The organism is Halobacteriovoraceae bacterium (assembly GCA_020635115.1).
GTDB lineage: Bacteria > Bdellovibrionota > Bacteriovoracia > Bacteriovoracales > Bacteriovoracaceae > JACKAK01.
Map to the genome: position 1 here is coordinate 161,149 of JACKAK010000007.1, position 15,546 is coordinate 176,694.

Consider the following 15,546-nt stretch of genomic DNA (forward strand, 5'->3'; position numbering starts at 1 on the left):
TTAAGATTTTTAAAATTGGTCATAACTATTTGAATTAAAAACAGAATAGTTTCCAATAGTTACGTTTAACCGCTTCTTTTGATGTTACTTGAGATTACATAAAATTACTCGATTTCGCCTAGAGTTGCCTAGAGTAGTGCCTAGAGCAATTCGCAAGCGATTTTTGGAGATTTCAAATTCGCAATTTGAGTTTCAAATGCGTTTGTTTTCGAGAGTTTACTTTGTCGCATAACACTGGCAGAAACGTCGCTTTTCTAAACCAGTGAACTGCTGGCAGAGGGCCATTCTAAATCTCAAAAAGCAAAAGCTTTTAACAAAAAAGGAGAAAGAATGGAACAAACTAAAATGCCAAGAAGTAGACAGAAAATTATGCTGCCTGAAACATTCGCACTAAGGAAGATGCGCGAAATTTTAAACTTAGATCGCAAACAGGAAGCTATTCTTGTCGAAAAAAATGCCAAGCAATTAGAGAAAATAGAAAACGGTTTTGTTGAGCTAACACCTGCACTTGTTAGTCAATTTATCAAAAACTATGGATTCTCTATTGCAAACTTTGAATTACTTGTTGAAGGAAGAGTTGAGCAAGTTAAAAGAAACCTTAGTCCTAAAGCGAAAAAGGTAATTGAGAACAATAAGCTTAGAAGAAGTTACAAGAAGAATATTACCAAAGAAGTAAGGGCTCTTCAGGTTTTGCGTAAACTAAAAGGTGTAACTCAGTATCAAGCAAGTTTTCTTTGTAAATACCATAAGACTGCAATTGGACACATTGAGAATGGACGAGTTGAAATCCCAAGTTCAAGAATCCAGCACATTGTGAAGTCCTATGGCATCACAATGAAAGACTTTGAATATCACATGAAGTCAGAGCGATTTGTCACAGACATTCAGGAAGAATGTATGGAAATCATCAAAGGGCTTTCAGAAGAAAAGCTTAAAGCTGTTTACCCATTACTAACAACATTTAAAGCATAAATATCAAATTAAGGAGTTTCAAAAATGAAGAATACAGAATCATCAACAAAGAAAAATTACAACTACACTTCTATTCGAGTTAAAGAGAAAACCAAGGGCGATGTGACAAAGTTCTTGGAGAAAGTAAACAAAACTGAAGACTGCGGAAAGGTAACTTTTGATACTTTGATCGGCTACTTTTTAGAAAAGGTCGAAAAAGAGGATATCGAATCGCTTCAGTTGAAAACTGTCACTTGGTCACATGAAGAAAAGCGTCTTCGTAAACTTTGGGAAAAGAAAAAAGGCAAAGTTTCTGACAATAAGTGGAAAGAGATGCTTTACCTCGGACAACTAGGAGAATTTATATCAGTAAACTCTAGGCTTAAGGTAGCAGCAAATGTTTAAGCTTACTTGTCGTAAACCTACAGAGGGAAATGTCATTTTTCCCTCTGTTTTTAATAACTTAAGACACGACCTTGACAAACTTCTAATATTTTAGTAGTTTTAAGAAAGGAGCATGGATGGCAACGAAGAAGATAGACTACTATGTGACGGAAAATGATAAAGCACCTTTCCTTGAGTGGGTTAATAATTTGGATATGGCCAGCCAACTTAAAGTTGACCGTTTAATCCAAAGAGTCGCCCAAGGCGGTGCTAAAAAGTCGATTAAAAGTTTAAAGGATGGTGTCTTTGAAATAAAGATTCCTCACGGCCCTGGGTTAAGGGTGTACTTTGGTGAAGATGGAGACAAACTTATTCTTCTTTTAGTCGGTGGAGATAAAGGAACTCAAAGCAGAGACATTAAAAAAGCTAAAGAGTATTGGAGTAATTATGGCAAACAGAAATAAAAGCTATGACGAAGTATTAGCAGGCAAATTTGAAAACCTTGAATATGCTCAAGGCTATTTGCTTGATATTGTCGAAAGCGAAGGTCTTTCTGTTGATGAAGCCCTACGCGAAACAATTAAAGCAATGGGACTACAGAACTTTGCAAATAAGGCTGAAGTCTCTATTCAAGGAGTCTCAGATTTTGTGGCGAAAAGGCATAAATGGAGTGCTGATAAGCTCTCTAAGCTCATTGATAAAGTTTTTCATTTAAAAGTGAAACTCACTCTTGAAGCACCTGACTCAAGTGAAGTTGCATGACATAGAAAGTACATTTTTAACTAAAGTCCTTACCCATATTTGTTTTTTTATATATTGTGTCGAAATTATTTAGCTTTTGCATTTCAGCCTCCTTCATTGCCTTTGGCCAGGGTGAAAGGAGGCAAAATGCAAAAAACCGAAAATGTCAATTTTAATTGAAAATTCCCCACTACTAAGTAAAAAATATATTAATTTCTTTTTAATTGATCTTTTCTGTCCTTTAATCGATAGCTTTCACCTTTAACATTCACAACTGTACAGTGATGTAAAAGTCTATCTAAAACAGCAGATGCAATTACATTGTCTCCAAAAATACTACCCCATTCAGAAAAGCTTTTATTAGAGGTTAATATTATTGAATGCTTTTCATATCGTTTTGATATTAATTGAAAAAACAGATTTGCCCCTTGTTTATCAAATGGTAGATAGCCTACTTCATCGATAATTAGAACTTTGTACTTGGTTAATGTTTTTAGTTTCGTTGCTAAATTATTTTCAAACTGTGATCTATTAAGTGCTGTGATCAATTCGTGGCAATTCATATAGTAACAACTATATTTGTTTCTAACGGCATCCATTCCGAGAGCTATTGATAAATGAGTTTTTCCAACACCTGGTGGCCCTAGTAGTATTACGTTCTCTCCATTTTCTACAAAACGCATTGTCCTCAGTTCATTTATGGTTTTTACATCAATAGAAGGTTGATAATTAAAATCAAATTGTTCAAATGTTTTCCGATAAGGGAATCCCGCAACATTTGTTCTCATTTTAAGCGATTTTTCATCCTTGTGACATCTTTCTTCATTCACTAGATAATCTAATGCTTCTGTTATTGATGCTTGCTCTTTTACTGCTCGTTCTAGATAATTATCTAAAATTTCAGAAATTTTTGTCAGCTTTAATGCCTCTAAATTTTGATTAAGTCTTTCATAGGAAAAGTTCATTGTAATACTCCTTGATAAAAATTTAAGTCTCTTTCTTCAACATTGATATTTAAATCGACGCCAGAAACAGTATGAATCTCATTATTAGTTTTTTTGCTTTCTTTAATTTTTGGGCGATAACCAGAACCATATCGTTTTTCTGCAAGTCCATCTAAATGTTCCGGGTTAGTTATATAAATAGTTCCTAATTCGTTTATGGTATGTTCAGCAATAATTTTTTCTCGATAATAAACAATTATATTTTCTTCACTCAATTTTATTGCGACTTCTTTGTTTACGTATTGATAGGGAACTGAATATTTTTTTGAAAATAAATTAAAATGAGAATCAATAAAAACTTTTCGATAATATATTTTTGATAGATCAAAATATTTATTTTCAACTGTTATTAAGTTTTCATGCTTTAATCTATCAAATGGTTTTTCTTTTATTGTTGAATGAACCTGATTATTAACTTCATTTAACCAGTCTAAGGCCTTACTGTTGAGGTCCTTCAGTGATTTAAATGTTTCCCCATCAAAAAATGAAGTTCGAACATATTTAACAGTGTTTTCAACTTTTCCTTTGGTATTAGGTTTATAAGGGCGTGCTAAAATTGGATTAAAACCATAATAACCAGCAAACTCCATAAATCTTTTATTAAACTCTGAATCTGTGACCCTAAAAGCTCTTCTAATCACAACTGATTTTAAATTATCGTAAAGAATGTCTTTTGTATGTCCACCAAAATATTCAAAAGATTTATTATGGCCCATTAAAAAATTTTCAGTATTGTCGCCATCAAAAAAATGAATAAATTTTGTTCTCGAAAAACCTAGTACAATCACGAAACAACATAATCGAACATCTTTTTTTAAATCCTGATCATATAATTTTCCGAAGTATCCCCAATCAACTTGGGCCTGCTCTCCCGGTAAAGTTTCAAATAAGAGAACTGCTTTTGCCCGATGTTTGTCCTTAATTGTTTTTACATACTTACTAACAATTACATATTCACCGGAATATCCTTGTTGTTTGATTTCTTTGAATAGTTTTTTAGCTGTTAAATTATATTTTTGAAGTCTACCGTCAATATAGGTTTTATAGTCATCTAATTTTGAGGCTGATTTTTTTCTACTATATCCTTGTGGAGGTGTTTCACTATTTAGTAATTTTCGTACAGTCTTTCTGTCAAAATTAAGATTTCTAGATATCTCTGATATATTCAATCCATTATTTTTTAGATTTCTGATCATTCCCCAAACCTTTACACTTAACATTTATTCCTCCATGAAAATTGTTAGTGTTTACATTGTACACTGCTATGCGTGGGGAATTTTCAAATGTAATTTTTGGGGATTATTCAATTAAAATTTACATTATTTATGAACCAGCTATTAGGTTCAATAATCTTTTTGTAAGAATTGATGTTCTTGTTAAAAAAGGCAATCACTTTGACCTTATAGAGGTAAAGGCCAAGTCATTCGATTCTGAATCAGAAGATCCATTTTTGAATAAGAACGGAACGATTAAGTCTAATTGGAAGCCTTATTTGTATGACATTGCATTCCAGAGGCATGTGCTAGCGAGTGCCTTTCCTGACTCTAGTATCAGTTCTTACCTTATGATGGCAGATAAAACTGCCGTTTGCGGCACTGATGGTCTTAATCAAAAGTTTCAAATTGTAAGAGACGAATCAAATAGAAAAGGCATTAAGGTTTCTACAACACTCACGGCTGAAGATTTAAAGAATAAACTACTTGTTCAAGTCTCAGTCGAAGATGAAATTCAACTGATCTATGAAGGTAAAGACAGTAAAGAGAATGAAACTGATTTTTTTGAAAATATTGAGTTCTTGGCATCTAAATATGAGTCTGATGAAAAAATTGTCTCTGAAATAGGCTCGAAATGTTCTGGTTGTGAGTTTCAATGCTCAAAAGAGGATGAATCAAATGGTTTGAAAAATGGTTTCAAAGAATGTTGGAAAACAGCTTTGAAATGGACTGATGCTGATTTTAATGAAGCAACTGTTCTTGATATTTGGAGCTTTAGAAGAAAAGATAATCTAATCCAAGATGGCAAAATAAAGATATCTGAAATAGAAGAGGCCGATATATCTCCTTCCCCAGATAAGAAAGGCGGAATATCTGCCAGTGAAAGACAATGGCTTCAAGTTGAAAAATGTCAGAAGAAGGATGAAACACCATTTTTCGATGCTTGGGGAATGAATGAAGAATTTAAAAAATTCAAATATCCACTTCACTTTATAGACTTTGAAACAACGGCAGTCGCGATACCCTTTAATAAGGGAAGACGCCCTTATGAAGGAGTTGCTTTTCAATTCTCTCACCATATTGTTTATAAAGACGGCCGAGTTGAGCACGTTGGTCAATATTTGAATACTGAGCGTGGCCAATTTCCTAACTATGACTTTGTAAGAGAACTAAAAAGGCAATTGGAAGGAGATGAGGGAACGATTTTTAGGTATGCCCCTCATGAGAATACATATCTTAACCTAATTTATCGTCAGCTATGTGAAGATGTTAAAGATATTCCTGATAGAGAAGATTTATGTTCATTTATAAAAAGTATCACGAAGTCTGTTGGTTCAAGTTCTGAACAGTGGGAAGGTAACAGATGTATGGTTGATATGTGGGATTTAGTAAAACGCTATTATTATGATCCTTATACTAACGGTTCTAACTCGATTAAATACGTCCTACCAGCAATTTTGAATAGCTCAGACTATTTAAAGGAAAAGTACTCAAAACCTATATATGGATCATCGGATGGAATAAAGAGTCTGAATTTTGAAAATTGGAAGTGGATTGAGACTAAAGATGGAGAAATTGTTGATCCCTATAAGCGTCTTCCAAAAATGTTTCAAGATGCTTCTGACAAGAATATGAATATTCTGTCTGAGGATGACGAATTGAGAAATGGTGGTGCTGCACTAACCGCCTACGGAAAAATGCAGTTCACCGAAATAACAGACTACGAAAAAGATGAATTGACAAAGGCCCTACTCAAATATTGTGAGCTTGATACTCTTGCGATGGTTATGATTTTTGAGGGATGGAGAGAGATGCTCAGGGCTGAATTAAATGGTAAAGCAGCGGCTTAAAATGGTGGTTCCTGAATGAGAGATGCAACAGACAGTTGGTCTGGATATTTATATCAATCTATAATCGGCCTTATTGTCGCAATGGAAAATATAGTTGATTCTCAGAGCCAAAATTTAACAGTTCAAGGCGAACTTGTTTATGAAGACTTTGAAGACTTTTCCATCTATTTAAAAGATGAAAGTAATCAGCCTTTGTCATCTCGGACATATCAGGTCAAATTTAAAAAAAGTACGACACCAAGTGATTACTATCCAGTTTTTAGAGATTTGGTTAGACGAAGCGAAGAGAATCCGACCTTGGAATACTTTCTTAATATATCTAACAATATTGATTTTACTGAGGTAGATCATGAAAGAAGCAATCTCCCAGAAAACTTTTTTAGCATGGTTTATAACTATAGAAATGATCAAAGCTATCTGGGGGGAGTGGAAGCTCTTTCCTATCTCGAAGAGTTAATTAGCAATTATGCACAAAATGCAGACTTGAATTTCACAAGGAGTAAAGTTGAGAGAGCAGCATCTTTTTTAATCTCATATATTGATAAGATGATTATAAGAACTAAAGACATGAGAGCGACAAATGTTGAGTATCGAGAAGTTATTCAGATTCAAACGTTGATCGATCATATTATTAATACTCCCGACGAAATTAGCGAAGAAATTGCGGCTCAAATAATTAGAACAAGAGTTCTGAATGCATTCTATATGTTTTCTGAATCATTTGAGGATGAAGAAGTAGTCACATTAGAGCGATTTATAACATCTATATCTAAAGTGAGTGATAAGGAATTGATCTCTTTTACTAAAAAAATTGAAATACATAAAGATTTAACATCCCTTACAGAACTAATTTCAGCATTTAAAAACCCTGAAGATCTCCAAGACGTTTTGATGGAGGCTATTAAGGGTATTACCTCAGAAATTGATATTGATAAGGTTATATTTAGAAAAGACAATACTGCATATCGACCTTCGAGCATGAGGATGTCAAATAATGAGCGAACAGCTCAGCAAAATTTGAGAATGCAATATATTCCTCTAATAAAGCGCAATATGTCTCTCTATGATGTTGAGGGGTATTTTCAGACAAAAAAAATTATAATTAGTGGCAATACTGTGCCAAACATTTGGGAGTATATCATTACCGCTTCTCACAGCGAAAAAAAGGAAAATAAAATTAATGAGCCTGAGTTAAAAACACTTATCTCTATTACAGAAGCGATTGAGGAAATAAATGACGATGATTAATTATATAGCAAAAATTATGGACGAGTTATTATTCAAAAAAGAGGTTCTTTCTTTTGATTTTAATGGGCAATCGATACCTATAATATTATTCACAAAAGACAAAAAAGCATTTCTTACGATTGGGATAGGTGAAGATAATGCATCTGTTATAACCGAATTTACTGATGTGTTTCAAGGAGCCTTGTTCGAGTGGGCATTGAGTGAATTTTCAAACTTTTCTGATGAAATGACAAAAAATGCATATTTAATACTTCTTGTTGAGGATATTCTCGCAAAGGATTATGAAAAAAAGGTATTTATAAACATAGAAGAGGATGCTTTCTTTTTTAAGAAATATATACTCTCTTTCTCTCAAGGAGAATTAAATTTACTTAAAGTTAAAACATCGGATGAAAATATTGTTGATTCCCTTGGGAGCTTAGCAGTTGATCAGTCTATCTTTGAAAGGTTTTCTCAAAAGGATAAAGAAATGGAAGGCTATGAGCGGTTGCTTTATCAATTGTTTATAAAGGTTCCAGTTATTTCCCTCCCAACAAAGGCACAAGAAATTGAAAGCTTAGAAAAAGCAATTTCGCAAAATATTGAGGAACTTAATGTTGATCAGGTTCACAAAGTGATATTAGAAAACCTTGATGATATACCTGACTCGAAAATTGATCTAAAAATGTTTAAGCAAATAGTTGGTAAATTATGAGCAAGTTTAGAATTGAAAGAATTGGGATAGACAATTTTAAGATATTTTCAAAGTATTTTGAGCAATCATTTAATGGCAATGACCTGATCGTATTTGATGGGCCAAATGGCTTTGGTAAAACATCTGTTTTTGATGCAGTTGAATTAGCGTTAACTGGAATCATTAGAAGGCTAGATATCTATGATGATGCTGTAAAAAATAAAATGAAGGCACATAGCTTTCCATTTATAAATAGCGAGTCTCGTGACTTTTTTATAAAAATTGAGTTGGTTTCGGATAGTGGAAGGTTGATCATTTGTCGGTATTTAAAGAAAGAGCAGATCGGACAGAAAGATAAGGGTAAGATTAAATGGGAAAGAATATGTTTGGGGAAACTTAATTCTTGGGATGATAGCTACGAAAATGCAACTGATCTAAATCAGAAACAACTTGAAGGCCTTCTTGGCATCAGAGAATTAGACCGTATTTTTAATGTCTTTTTCTATGTCCAACAGGAAGAGAATACATTTTTTCTGAAACGTTCTGAAAACGATAGGAAAGAATATTTAAATATTCTTTTTGATGTAGAGAAAGAGTCAAAGTTATTGGAGAAAATAAAAAAACTTTTAAAATTTCAGAAAGATTATGTGAGTGAAATAGAGGTAAACATTAAAAAAGCAGAAGAGAAGAAGGTTACTGCTGATGCAAATACTAAGATTGAAAATCTACCATATGAAAAACTGTTTGTGGATGATGAGCATGAGTGGGATAAAGAAAGTCCTGACTTTGCTAAAATAACATATAAAAATGTAGTTGAAGGAATAGGAAATATTCAAAAGTTGAGACAATCATCCTCCGAATTTAAAAAGCAAAAAGAGGCGTTGAAAATTAGAAGCTACCTAAGTAGTCCTAACTTTATAAAAAATTATGCATTAAGAGAAAAATATGAAGATAAGTTAGATGAAATCGAAGCTCATATAAATGAAGGTAAGCAAATTGGTACTGTCTTAAAAACTATTAAACAAAATAAGCATTTGGAAGTTAATTTTTGGAACGATCAAAAGTCTTTTCTTGAAGGAATAACCTCATTAGATATTCAGGTAATAGTTGATCAAATTAAAGTGTACGTGGATCAAAAAGGGAATCACGATAAGCTAGAATCTACTCGAACTGAGATAAATCGCTACCGTAAAAGTTTGTCTGAAAAATATAAGGAATATATAAAGGAATCTCAAGATAAAAAAGACATGGAATGTCCTCTTTGTGGAAATGAGTGGACCGATTTCCAAGGATTAATGAATGGTATTGATTCTGCTGAGAAGAGATTCATGTCAAACAATCAAGCTTCTTTGAAGAGCATTTTGGATAACATCTCGAAATATGTTAATCAGGTTGAGCTGGAATTACAAAAAAAGGTGGATACTATTTTTTATCCAGAAGATGAAATACTAACTTCTATAAGAACATCAGAGAGGTCAAAAACAAACTTTGCAGAGCTTAATGCATTTTTAAAAAGTAATAAAATTAAAATTCTTTCTTTGGACAAGTTAAAGTCAATAAAAGACCTCAAAGAACTTTCAAAATCAGCAACGGAATTTCAAACCGAACTAGAGCAGGAGATAGAGTCATTAATGGTTATCGAAGATGATTTATACACAAAGTTTGAAACGATATTCGTTAAATATTTTGAGCAGTCTTTAGAAAAATTAGAGAAGATGGAAAGCACAAAAATGGGTGATAAACTCAAGTATATTGCAGTCAAATATTTAGAGTATTCAAATTCTAAAAATACAGAAATAGACAAGGAGATTCTCAAATTAAATAATGATAAGACTACAGTTGTTGAAAAAGTTAAGAATATTAAAAAAATTCAAAGTGTATATGAGTCTAAAATTAAAGAGCATATTTCAAAGATCATCAGTGATATTTCAATCCCGTTTTATATAAATAGTGGCCGAATTTTACAGGAGTTTCATGGAGGAAGTGGAATTTTTGTACGCATGGGGAGTGGTAAGTCTGATGGAGTGAAATTCTATAGTGATATTGACCTAGAAAATGATCCTTTATATTCACTAAGCTCTGGGCAAATATCTTCACTTGTTTTGGCTTTTTGCCTGACACTTAATGATGTTTATCGTGAACATTATATGGGGATGTTATTGATTGATGACCCTATCCAAACAATGGATGAAATCAATACTATTACATTTATTGATTTGATCCGAAATAATTTTAGTGATCGACAATTTATAATTTCGACTCATGAAGATAACTTTTCTTCTTTGGTTCGATATAAGTTTGCACAAAATGATGCGAAAGTTTCTGTTGTTAGGATGAAGGAAGCGATTTAGTTGTATTAAAATTTATATTTTATTCTTCTTTCTCATTTTTTTGACTCTGCTTCTTGAACCACAGGTTTTAGAGCACCATTTTACATTAGAACGACCGATGAAAAATTTATGACATTCAGGGCTTTGGCATCGTTTAAGACCTTCGAGCCATCCAAGAGAGGCCATGCTTGAGAAAAGATAACACGCAAAAATTCCGGGGTCTGGATGATGTTTTAAGTGAGCAACGTAAGTCGTAATTAGTTTTTTGTCTTTTCTACCTATAAAGCATTGGTGTCTTACTGGTGCGAGAAACTTATTCAATTCATCAATAAGCTGATTAGTTGGGCCATTTTTCTCGTACTCACTCATAAGGTTATACATAGATTTAGAAAGAGCAACTTTGCTTTTTGGGCCTTCATCTCCCTCTTCAAGATAGCAATTAGCCCCATCAATCAAAAAATCGACTGATTCTCTGTCATATCTTTGTGGTTCTTTTCCGTCTTTAATGACGAGAACACAGTCATGTAACGCTTTTTCCATGAATTTCCTATCTTGAACGTGTAACGGGTTTTGTGTTTATATACCGTTACATTGTTTTTTGCAAATAAAAGGAGAAATATGAAATTTGCACTAGTTAAAGGAGTTAAAGAGTCCCCAAAACCAAAGATGGAGGCATCTTGTGCATTTTGCGGTGCAAAGGTTATATCTAAGTGTGGTGATATTAAACTTTGGCATTGGGCACATTATTTTAAACGTGTTTGTGACGTTTGGTGGGAAAATGAAACAGAATGGCATCGAAACTGGAAAGGTAAATTTCCAGTAAATTGGCAGGAAGTTATTCACTATGCAGAAGATGGGGAAAAGCATATAGCCGATGTTAAAACTAGGCACGACTGTATTCTTGAATTTCAACATTCATTTATTACTAACGAAGAAAGATTTTCTCGCGACAATTTTTATAAAAATTTAGTTTGGATAGTTGATGGGCTTCGGCGAAAACGAGATAAGGATCAGTTCTTTAAGGCTCTTAAGGATGGTGTTCAAGTTATTGCTAGTCCTGTTTTGATTAAAGTGTATTCAGATGAGAGTAGATTGGTACAAGAATGGAAAGATAGTAATGTACCAGTCTTTTTTGACTTTGGAGAAGCTGAGAGAATCTGGTGGTTGATGCCATTTAAAGAAGATGGGTGGTCTTACGTTGTTCCATTCTCAAGAGAAAATTTTATAGATTTTCATCTTGGAAAACTAAACACTGACTTCATAACATTTCTGAATAAATGCGTACAAGACTACAGATCACTTTTCCTTCAATTGGAAAGGAATAGACAAAGGCAACAAATCGTTATGATACCTCGCAGGTATCCAGCCCGTAGAAGATCAAGACGGCTTTAAACTTAAATTTTTTAATAGTAATTTTTAGATATATTTATCGTTACACTGAATACTATTATTCGCTTTAGCTACACAAGACTTGAATAGGCTTCTCTTTAACATTTTTTCACTTAAGTTATACTGAGATGACTCATTTACTTCTCCATTGTCCAGTTGGAGCAAGCAAAAATTACATCTTCCAGAGAGACAAGATGATGGAATGTAGAAACCACTTTCTTCTAAAGCTTCAAGTACTGTTTGTTCACTATTTCTATATGGGACAATTTGGTTGTTAAATTTAAAAATACTCACACAAGGTCTTTGATTTTGTGCTTTTTTAATTCTAATAGAAAGGCATTTGTTGCTTTATTAAGCATACCTTTAAGTTTGCACTTTGGATTTAAAGTACACGTATTTTTTTCGGGATTAAAGCACTCGACAATATCAAAATCTTCAACTTGAGAAACAAGTTCTCCTATTGATTTGTGTTCATAATCTTTATTGAATTCAATTCCACCTTTTGGGCCAAGAGTTGAGATAACATATCCTAGCTCAGACAGTTTATTTACTGCAACGCTCAAATGGTTTTTCGAAATATTATAACTATCTGCAATATCTTGAATTCTTACTTTTCCTTCATTCATTTGAAGGTAAATTAATACTCTAATGCAATAGTCTGTTTTTGTTTTCAATCGCATAAATTATTTATGCCATTCATATTTTATATTTACAATGATATATTTTATATATATTAATATATATAAAATATATTATATCTGTGAGGTTGTATGAAAAAGTATTGGTGGACACTAGTATTTGTTCTTGTCGGAACATTTACAATATTAGGTTTTTTTGGAAGTGAGGTATATAAAAAGGCACCTCCTTTGTACGAGAACATAAATTCAAGCTCTCAGGGGGTTATCTATACCAAAGACGATATTTTGGATGGTCAAGAAGTTTGGCAATCCATTGGTGGCCAACAGATTGGCTCTATTTGGGGGCATGGAGCTTATCAAGCTCCAGACTGGACAGCGGACTGGTTACATAGAGAACTAGTAAATTACCAAACAATTTATAGTCAAAATAAGCTTGGAAAAAGCTTTAATGATCTCTCAAAACAAGAAAAAATGTTGGTTAAAGCTTCGATGTTAGAAGACTACCGAGAGTCAAAAGTTGAAAATGATAAAGTTATAATCTCAGATATTAGATATCAAGCATATTTAAAGACAAAAGAGTATTACTTAAGTTTATTTAGCAATAGTCCTGAATTGAGAGAAACAAGAAAGGCCTATGCAATCCATGAGGAAGTTTTGCCTTCTGCCGAGAGAAGAGAAAAAATGATGGCCTTCTTTCATTGGTCAACTTGGGTAGCTTCAGCGAATAGGCCGGGGGAAAATCATACTTACACAAATAATTGGCCTCATGAACCGCTAATAAACAATGTGCCGACAAGTGAAAATATTTTTTGGTCAATAATTTCAGTAATTCTACTCTTAACTTCTATAGGTTTTTTAGTTTGGTATTATGCATTTAAAAAAGAAGAGGATGATGTAAACTCTGAACTTCCAAGTAGTGACCCACTTAAGAACTTTAAACTTACACCTTCAATGAAGTCCCTTTGGAAGTATTGGGGTGTTGTGGTTGTTCTTTTCATTCTTCAAATAGGACTAGGAGGGATTCTTGCTCATTACACTGTTGAAGGGCAGGACTTTTATGGTTTTCCATTATCAAAGTTCTTACCATATACATTAGCGAGAACTTGGCATATTCAAATTGCGTTATTTTGGATTGCTACATCTTTTCTTGCAGCAGGTCTATTTATCGCCCCAATAATTAATGGTGGGAAAGATCCAAAGTATCAACGATTTGGTGTAAACTTTCTTTTTGGTGCATTACTTGTAGTTGTTTTTGGTTCTCTAACAGGGGAAGCACTCGCCATTCACCAGTTATTAGATTTTGATCTAAGTTTTTGGTTTGGTCATCAAGGCTACGAGTACGTTGACTTAGGAAGAGTATGGCAAATATTACTTTTAGTGGGATTAGGTGTTTGGCTAACATTAATGTTAAGATGTATTGCTCCTGCTCTTAAAATTGCTAAAGATAACAAGCAATTACTTCTTTTATTTTCAGCTTCAACTATTGCAATTGGACTCTTTTATGGAGGAGGTCTTTTTTATGGAGCAAGGACTCACATAAGTATTATGGAGTTTTGGCGATGGTGGGTTGTCCATCTTTGGGTTGAGGGCTTCTTTGAAGTTTTCGCAACAGTAGCATTAGCATTTATATTTGTTACACTTGGTTTAATTAAGCCTAGGTCTGCGACTAAAGCATCTTTACTTTCGACATCGATATTTTTAGTTGGAGGGATTCCGGGTACATTTCATCACTTGTATTTTAGTGGGACACCAATTTCAATTAGTGCTATTGGTGCATGCTTTTCTGCTCTTGAAGTTGTTCCTCTAGTTCTAATTGGCTTTGAGGCATTTCATACTTTTAAAGTTCAAAAACTTACGAGTTGGACAAAAAACTATAAATGGCCAATTACTTTTTTTGTGGGAGTCGCTTTTTGGAACTTAGTAGGTGCTGGAATATTTGGATTTTTAATTAATCCTCCGATTGCTCTTTATTACTTGCAAGGATTAAATACAACTGCTGTTCATGCGCATGGAGCGACATTTGGAGTGTATGGCCTTCTCTCTCTTGGATTAGTTCTATTTATTGTGCAAACAACATTCCAAGAACGTAAGTGGAATGACAAGATAATGGGATATGGTTTTTGGGGAATGAATATTGGTTTAGGACTAATGATTATTTTAAGTCTCCTTCCAATCGGCTTGATTCAGTTTGATGCGTCTCTTGAAGTTGGTCTATGGTACGCAAGAGGTAGCGAAGTAATGCAGTCAGATCTGATACAGAATCTAAGATGGTTAAGAGTTATAGGTGATGTGATTTTTGCTCTTGGCGCAGTTTTTTATGCTTTGGCCATATTAGATAAAACCGGTCTATATAAATTAAAGTCAGGCGAACCGGCATTTGAAGGTGATTTGGTGATTGAAAATTAAAAGAAAAAAGGAGAACCTTATGAGCTTAGGAAGAAATAACTCTTTAGGTGAATGGGCTGCGGTCTATTCGGGGGCGAGCAAAGTCTTTATAAAAAATAAATTAGATTTTTGTTGCGGCGGAAAGATAAAATTAGAAGATGCCTGTAGAGAAAACGATATTGATGTTGATGAGTTAATTTCAGATATCAGAAATAGCTCAAAGGATAGTGATAGCCTTTTGTGGGATAAAATGCCTCTTGGAACTCTTGTAGATGAAATTTTAGAAAAGTTTCATAAAAAGCACAGAGAGGACTTAGAGTATTTGATTCCTCTTGCTAAAAAAGTTGAGTCGGTACACTCTGATAAACCAGAGTGTCCAACTGGACTTTCAGATTTTTTAATGAAATTGCAATTTGAGCTTGAATCTCATATGCAAAAAGAAGAAAAAATACTTTTTCCTATGATAAAATCAGGTCAAGGTTCAATGGCGCAAGGGCCGATTTCTGTAATGACCCATGAACATGTAAGTCATGGAGAGAATCTGCTTGAATTACGAAAATTGGCACACAACTTTGAGATTCCTGATGATGCATGTGGAAGTTGGAATGCACTATACCAAGGAGCGCAAACTTTAGAGCGTGAACTAATGGAACATATTGGAACTGAAAATAATATCTTATTTCCTAAAGCTTTAAGTAAAGTTGATGGTTGTTGTGGAAGCTGTAGTTAAGTAAAGGGT

Annotated in this window: 16 protein-coding genes; 11 read left to right on the forward strand and 5 right to left on the reverse strand. The window is 33.6% G+C overall.

Annotated features, from left to right (window positions below; genetic code table 11):
* The first annotated feature begins 330 nt into the window (after nucleotides 1-330).
* The 4 genes from H6622_12435 (at nucleotide 331) to H6622_12450 (ending at nucleotide 2,097) form a co-directional block, all read left to right on the forward strand.
* On the forward strand, nucleotides 331-972 hold the full coding sequence (locus H6622_12435) for a helix-turn-helix transcriptional regulator (protein MCB9062319.1): 642 nt from the start codon (nucleotides 331-333) through the stop codon (nucleotides 970-972).
* A 24-nt stretch (nucleotides 973-996) separates the two neighbouring features.
* A complete protein-coding gene (locus tag H6622_12440; GenBank protein ID MCB9062320.1) occupies nucleotides 997-1,356 on the forward strand; it encodes a hypothetical protein in 360 nt (119 codons plus the stop codon).
* A 116-nt stretch (nucleotides 1,357-1,472) separates the two neighbouring features.
* On the forward strand, nucleotides 1,473-1,799 hold the full coding sequence (locus H6622_12445; GenBank protein ID MCB9062321.1) for a type II toxin-antitoxin system RelE/ParE family toxin: 327 nt from the start codon (nucleotides 1,473-1,475) through the stop codon (nucleotides 1,797-1,799).
* A complete protein-coding gene (locus tag H6622_12450; protein ID MCB9062322.1) occupies nucleotides 1,783-2,097 on the forward strand; it encodes a hypothetical protein in 315 nt (104 codons plus the stop codon). Before H6622_12445 ends, H6622_12450 begins: the two co-directional genes overlap by 17 nt.
* 188 nt (nucleotides 2,098-2,285) lie before the next feature.
* Here H6622_12450 and H6622_12455 read toward each other — a convergent pair whose 3' ends face one another.
* Complete coding sequence (locus H6622_12455) at nucleotides 2,286-3,041, reverse strand: ATP-binding protein (protein MCB9062323.1); 756 nt, start codon at nucleotides 3,039-3,041, stop codon at nucleotides 2,286-2,288.
* Complete coding sequence (locus H6622_12460) at nucleotides 3,038-4,300, reverse strand: IS21 family transposase (GenBank protein ID MCB9062324.1); 1,263 nt, start codon at nucleotides 4,298-4,300, stop codon at nucleotides 3,038-3,040. The genes H6622_12455 and H6622_12460 overlap by 4 nt, the downstream gene beginning before the upstream one ends.
* A 23-nt stretch (nucleotides 4,301-4,323) precedes the next feature.
* Between H6622_12460 and H6622_12465 the strand changes: the two genes are divergently transcribed.
* From H6622_12465 to H6622_12480, 4 genes are read left to right on the forward strand one after another with little or no spacing between them, the layout of a single operon-like run.
* Nucleotides 4,324-6,144 (forward strand): DUF2779 domain-containing protein, encoded by a 1,821-nt coding sequence (locus H6622_12465; protein ID MCB9062325.1) that lies wholly within the window; start codon nucleotides 4,324-4,326, stop codon nucleotides 6,142-6,144.
* Nucleotides 6,145-6,159: 15 nt separating this feature from the next.
* Nucleotides 6,160-7,392 (forward strand): hypothetical protein, encoded by a 1,233-nt coding sequence (locus tag H6622_12470; protein ID MCB9062326.1) that lies wholly within the window; start codon nucleotides 6,160-6,162, stop codon nucleotides 7,390-7,392.
* Entirely contained in the window at nucleotides 7,379-8,086 is a 708-nt protein-coding gene (locus tag H6622_12475; protein MCB9062327.1) for a hypothetical protein, read from the forward strand. Before H6622_12470 ends, H6622_12475 begins: the two co-directional genes overlap by 14 nt.
* Nucleotides 8,083-10,416 carry an AAA family ATPase gene (locus tag H6622_12480; GenBank protein MCB9062328.1) on the forward strand — a complete coding sequence of 778 codons (2,334 nt, stop codon included), beginning with the start codon at nucleotides 8,083-8,085 and terminating at the stop codon, nucleotides 10,414-10,416. The genes H6622_12475 and H6622_12480 overlap by 4 nt, the downstream gene beginning before the upstream one ends.
* Nucleotides 10,417-10,428: 12 nt before the next feature.
* Here the strand turns inward: H6622_12480 and H6622_12485 are convergent, their stop codons facing one another.
* Nucleotides 10,429-10,764 carry a CGNR zinc finger domain-containing protein gene (locus tag H6622_12485; protein ID MCB9062329.1) on the reverse strand — a complete coding sequence of 112 codons (336 nt, stop codon included), beginning with the start codon at nucleotides 10,762-10,764 and terminating at the stop codon, nucleotides 10,429-10,431.
* A gap of 249 nt (nucleotides 10,765-11,013) precedes the next feature.
* Here H6622_12485 and H6622_12490 point away from each other — a divergent pair, with 249 nt between their 5' ends.
* Nucleotides 11,014-11,787 (forward strand): hypothetical protein, encoded by a 774-nt coding sequence (locus H6622_12490; protein ID MCB9062330.1) that lies wholly within the window; start codon nucleotides 11,014-11,016, stop codon nucleotides 11,785-11,787.
* A 24-nt stretch (nucleotides 11,788-11,811) separates the two neighbouring features.
* On the opposite strand, the gene H6622_12495 is transcribed toward H6622_12490, so the two are convergent.
* Entirely contained in the window at nucleotides 11,812-12,078 is a 267-nt protein-coding gene (locus tag H6622_12495) for a 2Fe-2S iron-sulfur cluster binding domain-containing protein (GenBank protein MCB9062331.1), read from the reverse strand.
* On the reverse strand, nucleotides 12,075-12,464 hold the full coding sequence (locus H6622_12500; GenBank protein ID MCB9062332.1) for an Rrf2 family transcriptional regulator: 390 nt from the start codon (nucleotides 12,462-12,464) through the stop codon (nucleotides 12,075-12,077). The genes H6622_12495 and H6622_12500 overlap by 4 nt, the downstream gene beginning before the upstream one ends.
* 90 nt (nucleotides 12,465-12,554) lie before the next feature.
* Here H6622_12500 and H6622_12505 point away from each other — a divergent pair, with 90 nt between their 5' ends.
* Both H6622_12505 and ytfE read left to right on the forward strand, forming a co-directional pair.
* A complete protein-coding gene (locus tag H6622_12505; protein MCB9062333.1) occupies nucleotides 12,555-14,828 on the forward strand; it encodes a nitric-oxide reductase large subunit in 2,274 nt (757 codons plus the stop codon).
* Nucleotides 14,829-14,847: 19 nt separating this feature from the next.
* Nucleotides 14,848-15,537, forward strand: a complete 690-nt coding sequence (ytfE, locus tag H6622_12510) for an iron-sulfur cluster repair protein YtfE (protein MCB9062334.1) — start codon at nucleotides 14,848-14,850, stop codon at nucleotides 15,535-15,537.
* The last annotated feature ends 9 nt before the right edge of the window (nucleotides 15,538-15,546 follow it).

What these genes read in the sequence shown, in the direction of transcription:
- H6622_12435 (MCB9062319.1), top strand. Translation starts at nt 331, where the DNA reads ATGGAACAAACTAAAATGCCAAGAAGTAGACAGAAAATTATGCTGCCT.
- H6622_12440 (MCB9062320.1), top strand. Translation starts at nt 997, where the DNA reads ATGAAGAATACAGAATCATCAACAAAGAAAAATTACAACTACACTTCT.
- H6622_12445 (MCB9062321.1), top strand. Translation starts at nt 1,473, where the DNA reads ATGGCAACGAAGAAGATAGACTACTATGTGACGGAAAATGATAAAGCA.
- H6622_12450 (MCB9062322.1), top strand. Translation starts at nt 1,783, where the DNA reads ATGGCAAACAGAAATAAAAGCTATGACGAAGTATTAGCAGGCAAATTT.
- H6622_12455 (MCB9062323.1), bottom strand. Translation starts at nt 3,041, where the DNA reads ATGAACTTTTCCTATGAAAGACTTAATCAAAATTTAGAGGCATTAAAG.
- H6622_12460 (MCB9062324.1), bottom strand. Translation starts at nt 4,300, where the DNA reads ATGTTAAGTGTAAAGGTTTGGGGAATGATCAGAAATCTAAAAAATAAT.
- H6622_12470 (MCB9062326.1), top strand. Translation starts at nt 6,160, where the DNA reads ATGAGAGATGCAACAGACAGTTGGTCTGGATATTTATATCAATCTATA.
- H6622_12475 (MCB9062327.1), top strand. Translation starts at nt 7,379, where the DNA reads ATGACGATGATTAATTATATAGCAAAAATTATGGACGAGTTATTATTC.
- H6622_12480 (MCB9062328.1), top strand. Translation starts at nt 8,083, where the DNA reads ATGAGCAAGTTTAGAATTGAAAGAATTGGGATAGACAATTTTAAGATA.
- H6622_12485 (MCB9062329.1), bottom strand. Translation starts at nt 10,764, where the DNA reads ATGAGTGAGTACGAGAAAAATGGCCCAACTAATCAGCTTATTGATGAA.
- H6622_12490 (MCB9062330.1), top strand. Translation starts at nt 11,014, where the DNA reads ATGAAATTTGCACTAGTTAAAGGAGTTAAAGAGTCCCCAAAACCAAAG.
- H6622_12500 (MCB9062332.1), bottom strand. Translation starts at nt 12,464, where the DNA reads ATGCGATTGAAAACAAAAACAGACTATTGCATTAGAGTATTAATTTAC.
- H6622_12505 (MCB9062333.1), top strand. Translation starts at nt 12,555, where the DNA reads ATGAAAAAGTATTGGTGGACACTAGTATTTGTTCTTGTCGGAACATTT.
- ytfE (MCB9062334.1), top strand. Translation starts at nt 14,848, where the DNA reads ATGAGCTTAGGAAGAAATAACTCTTTAGGTGAATGGGCTGCGGTCTAT.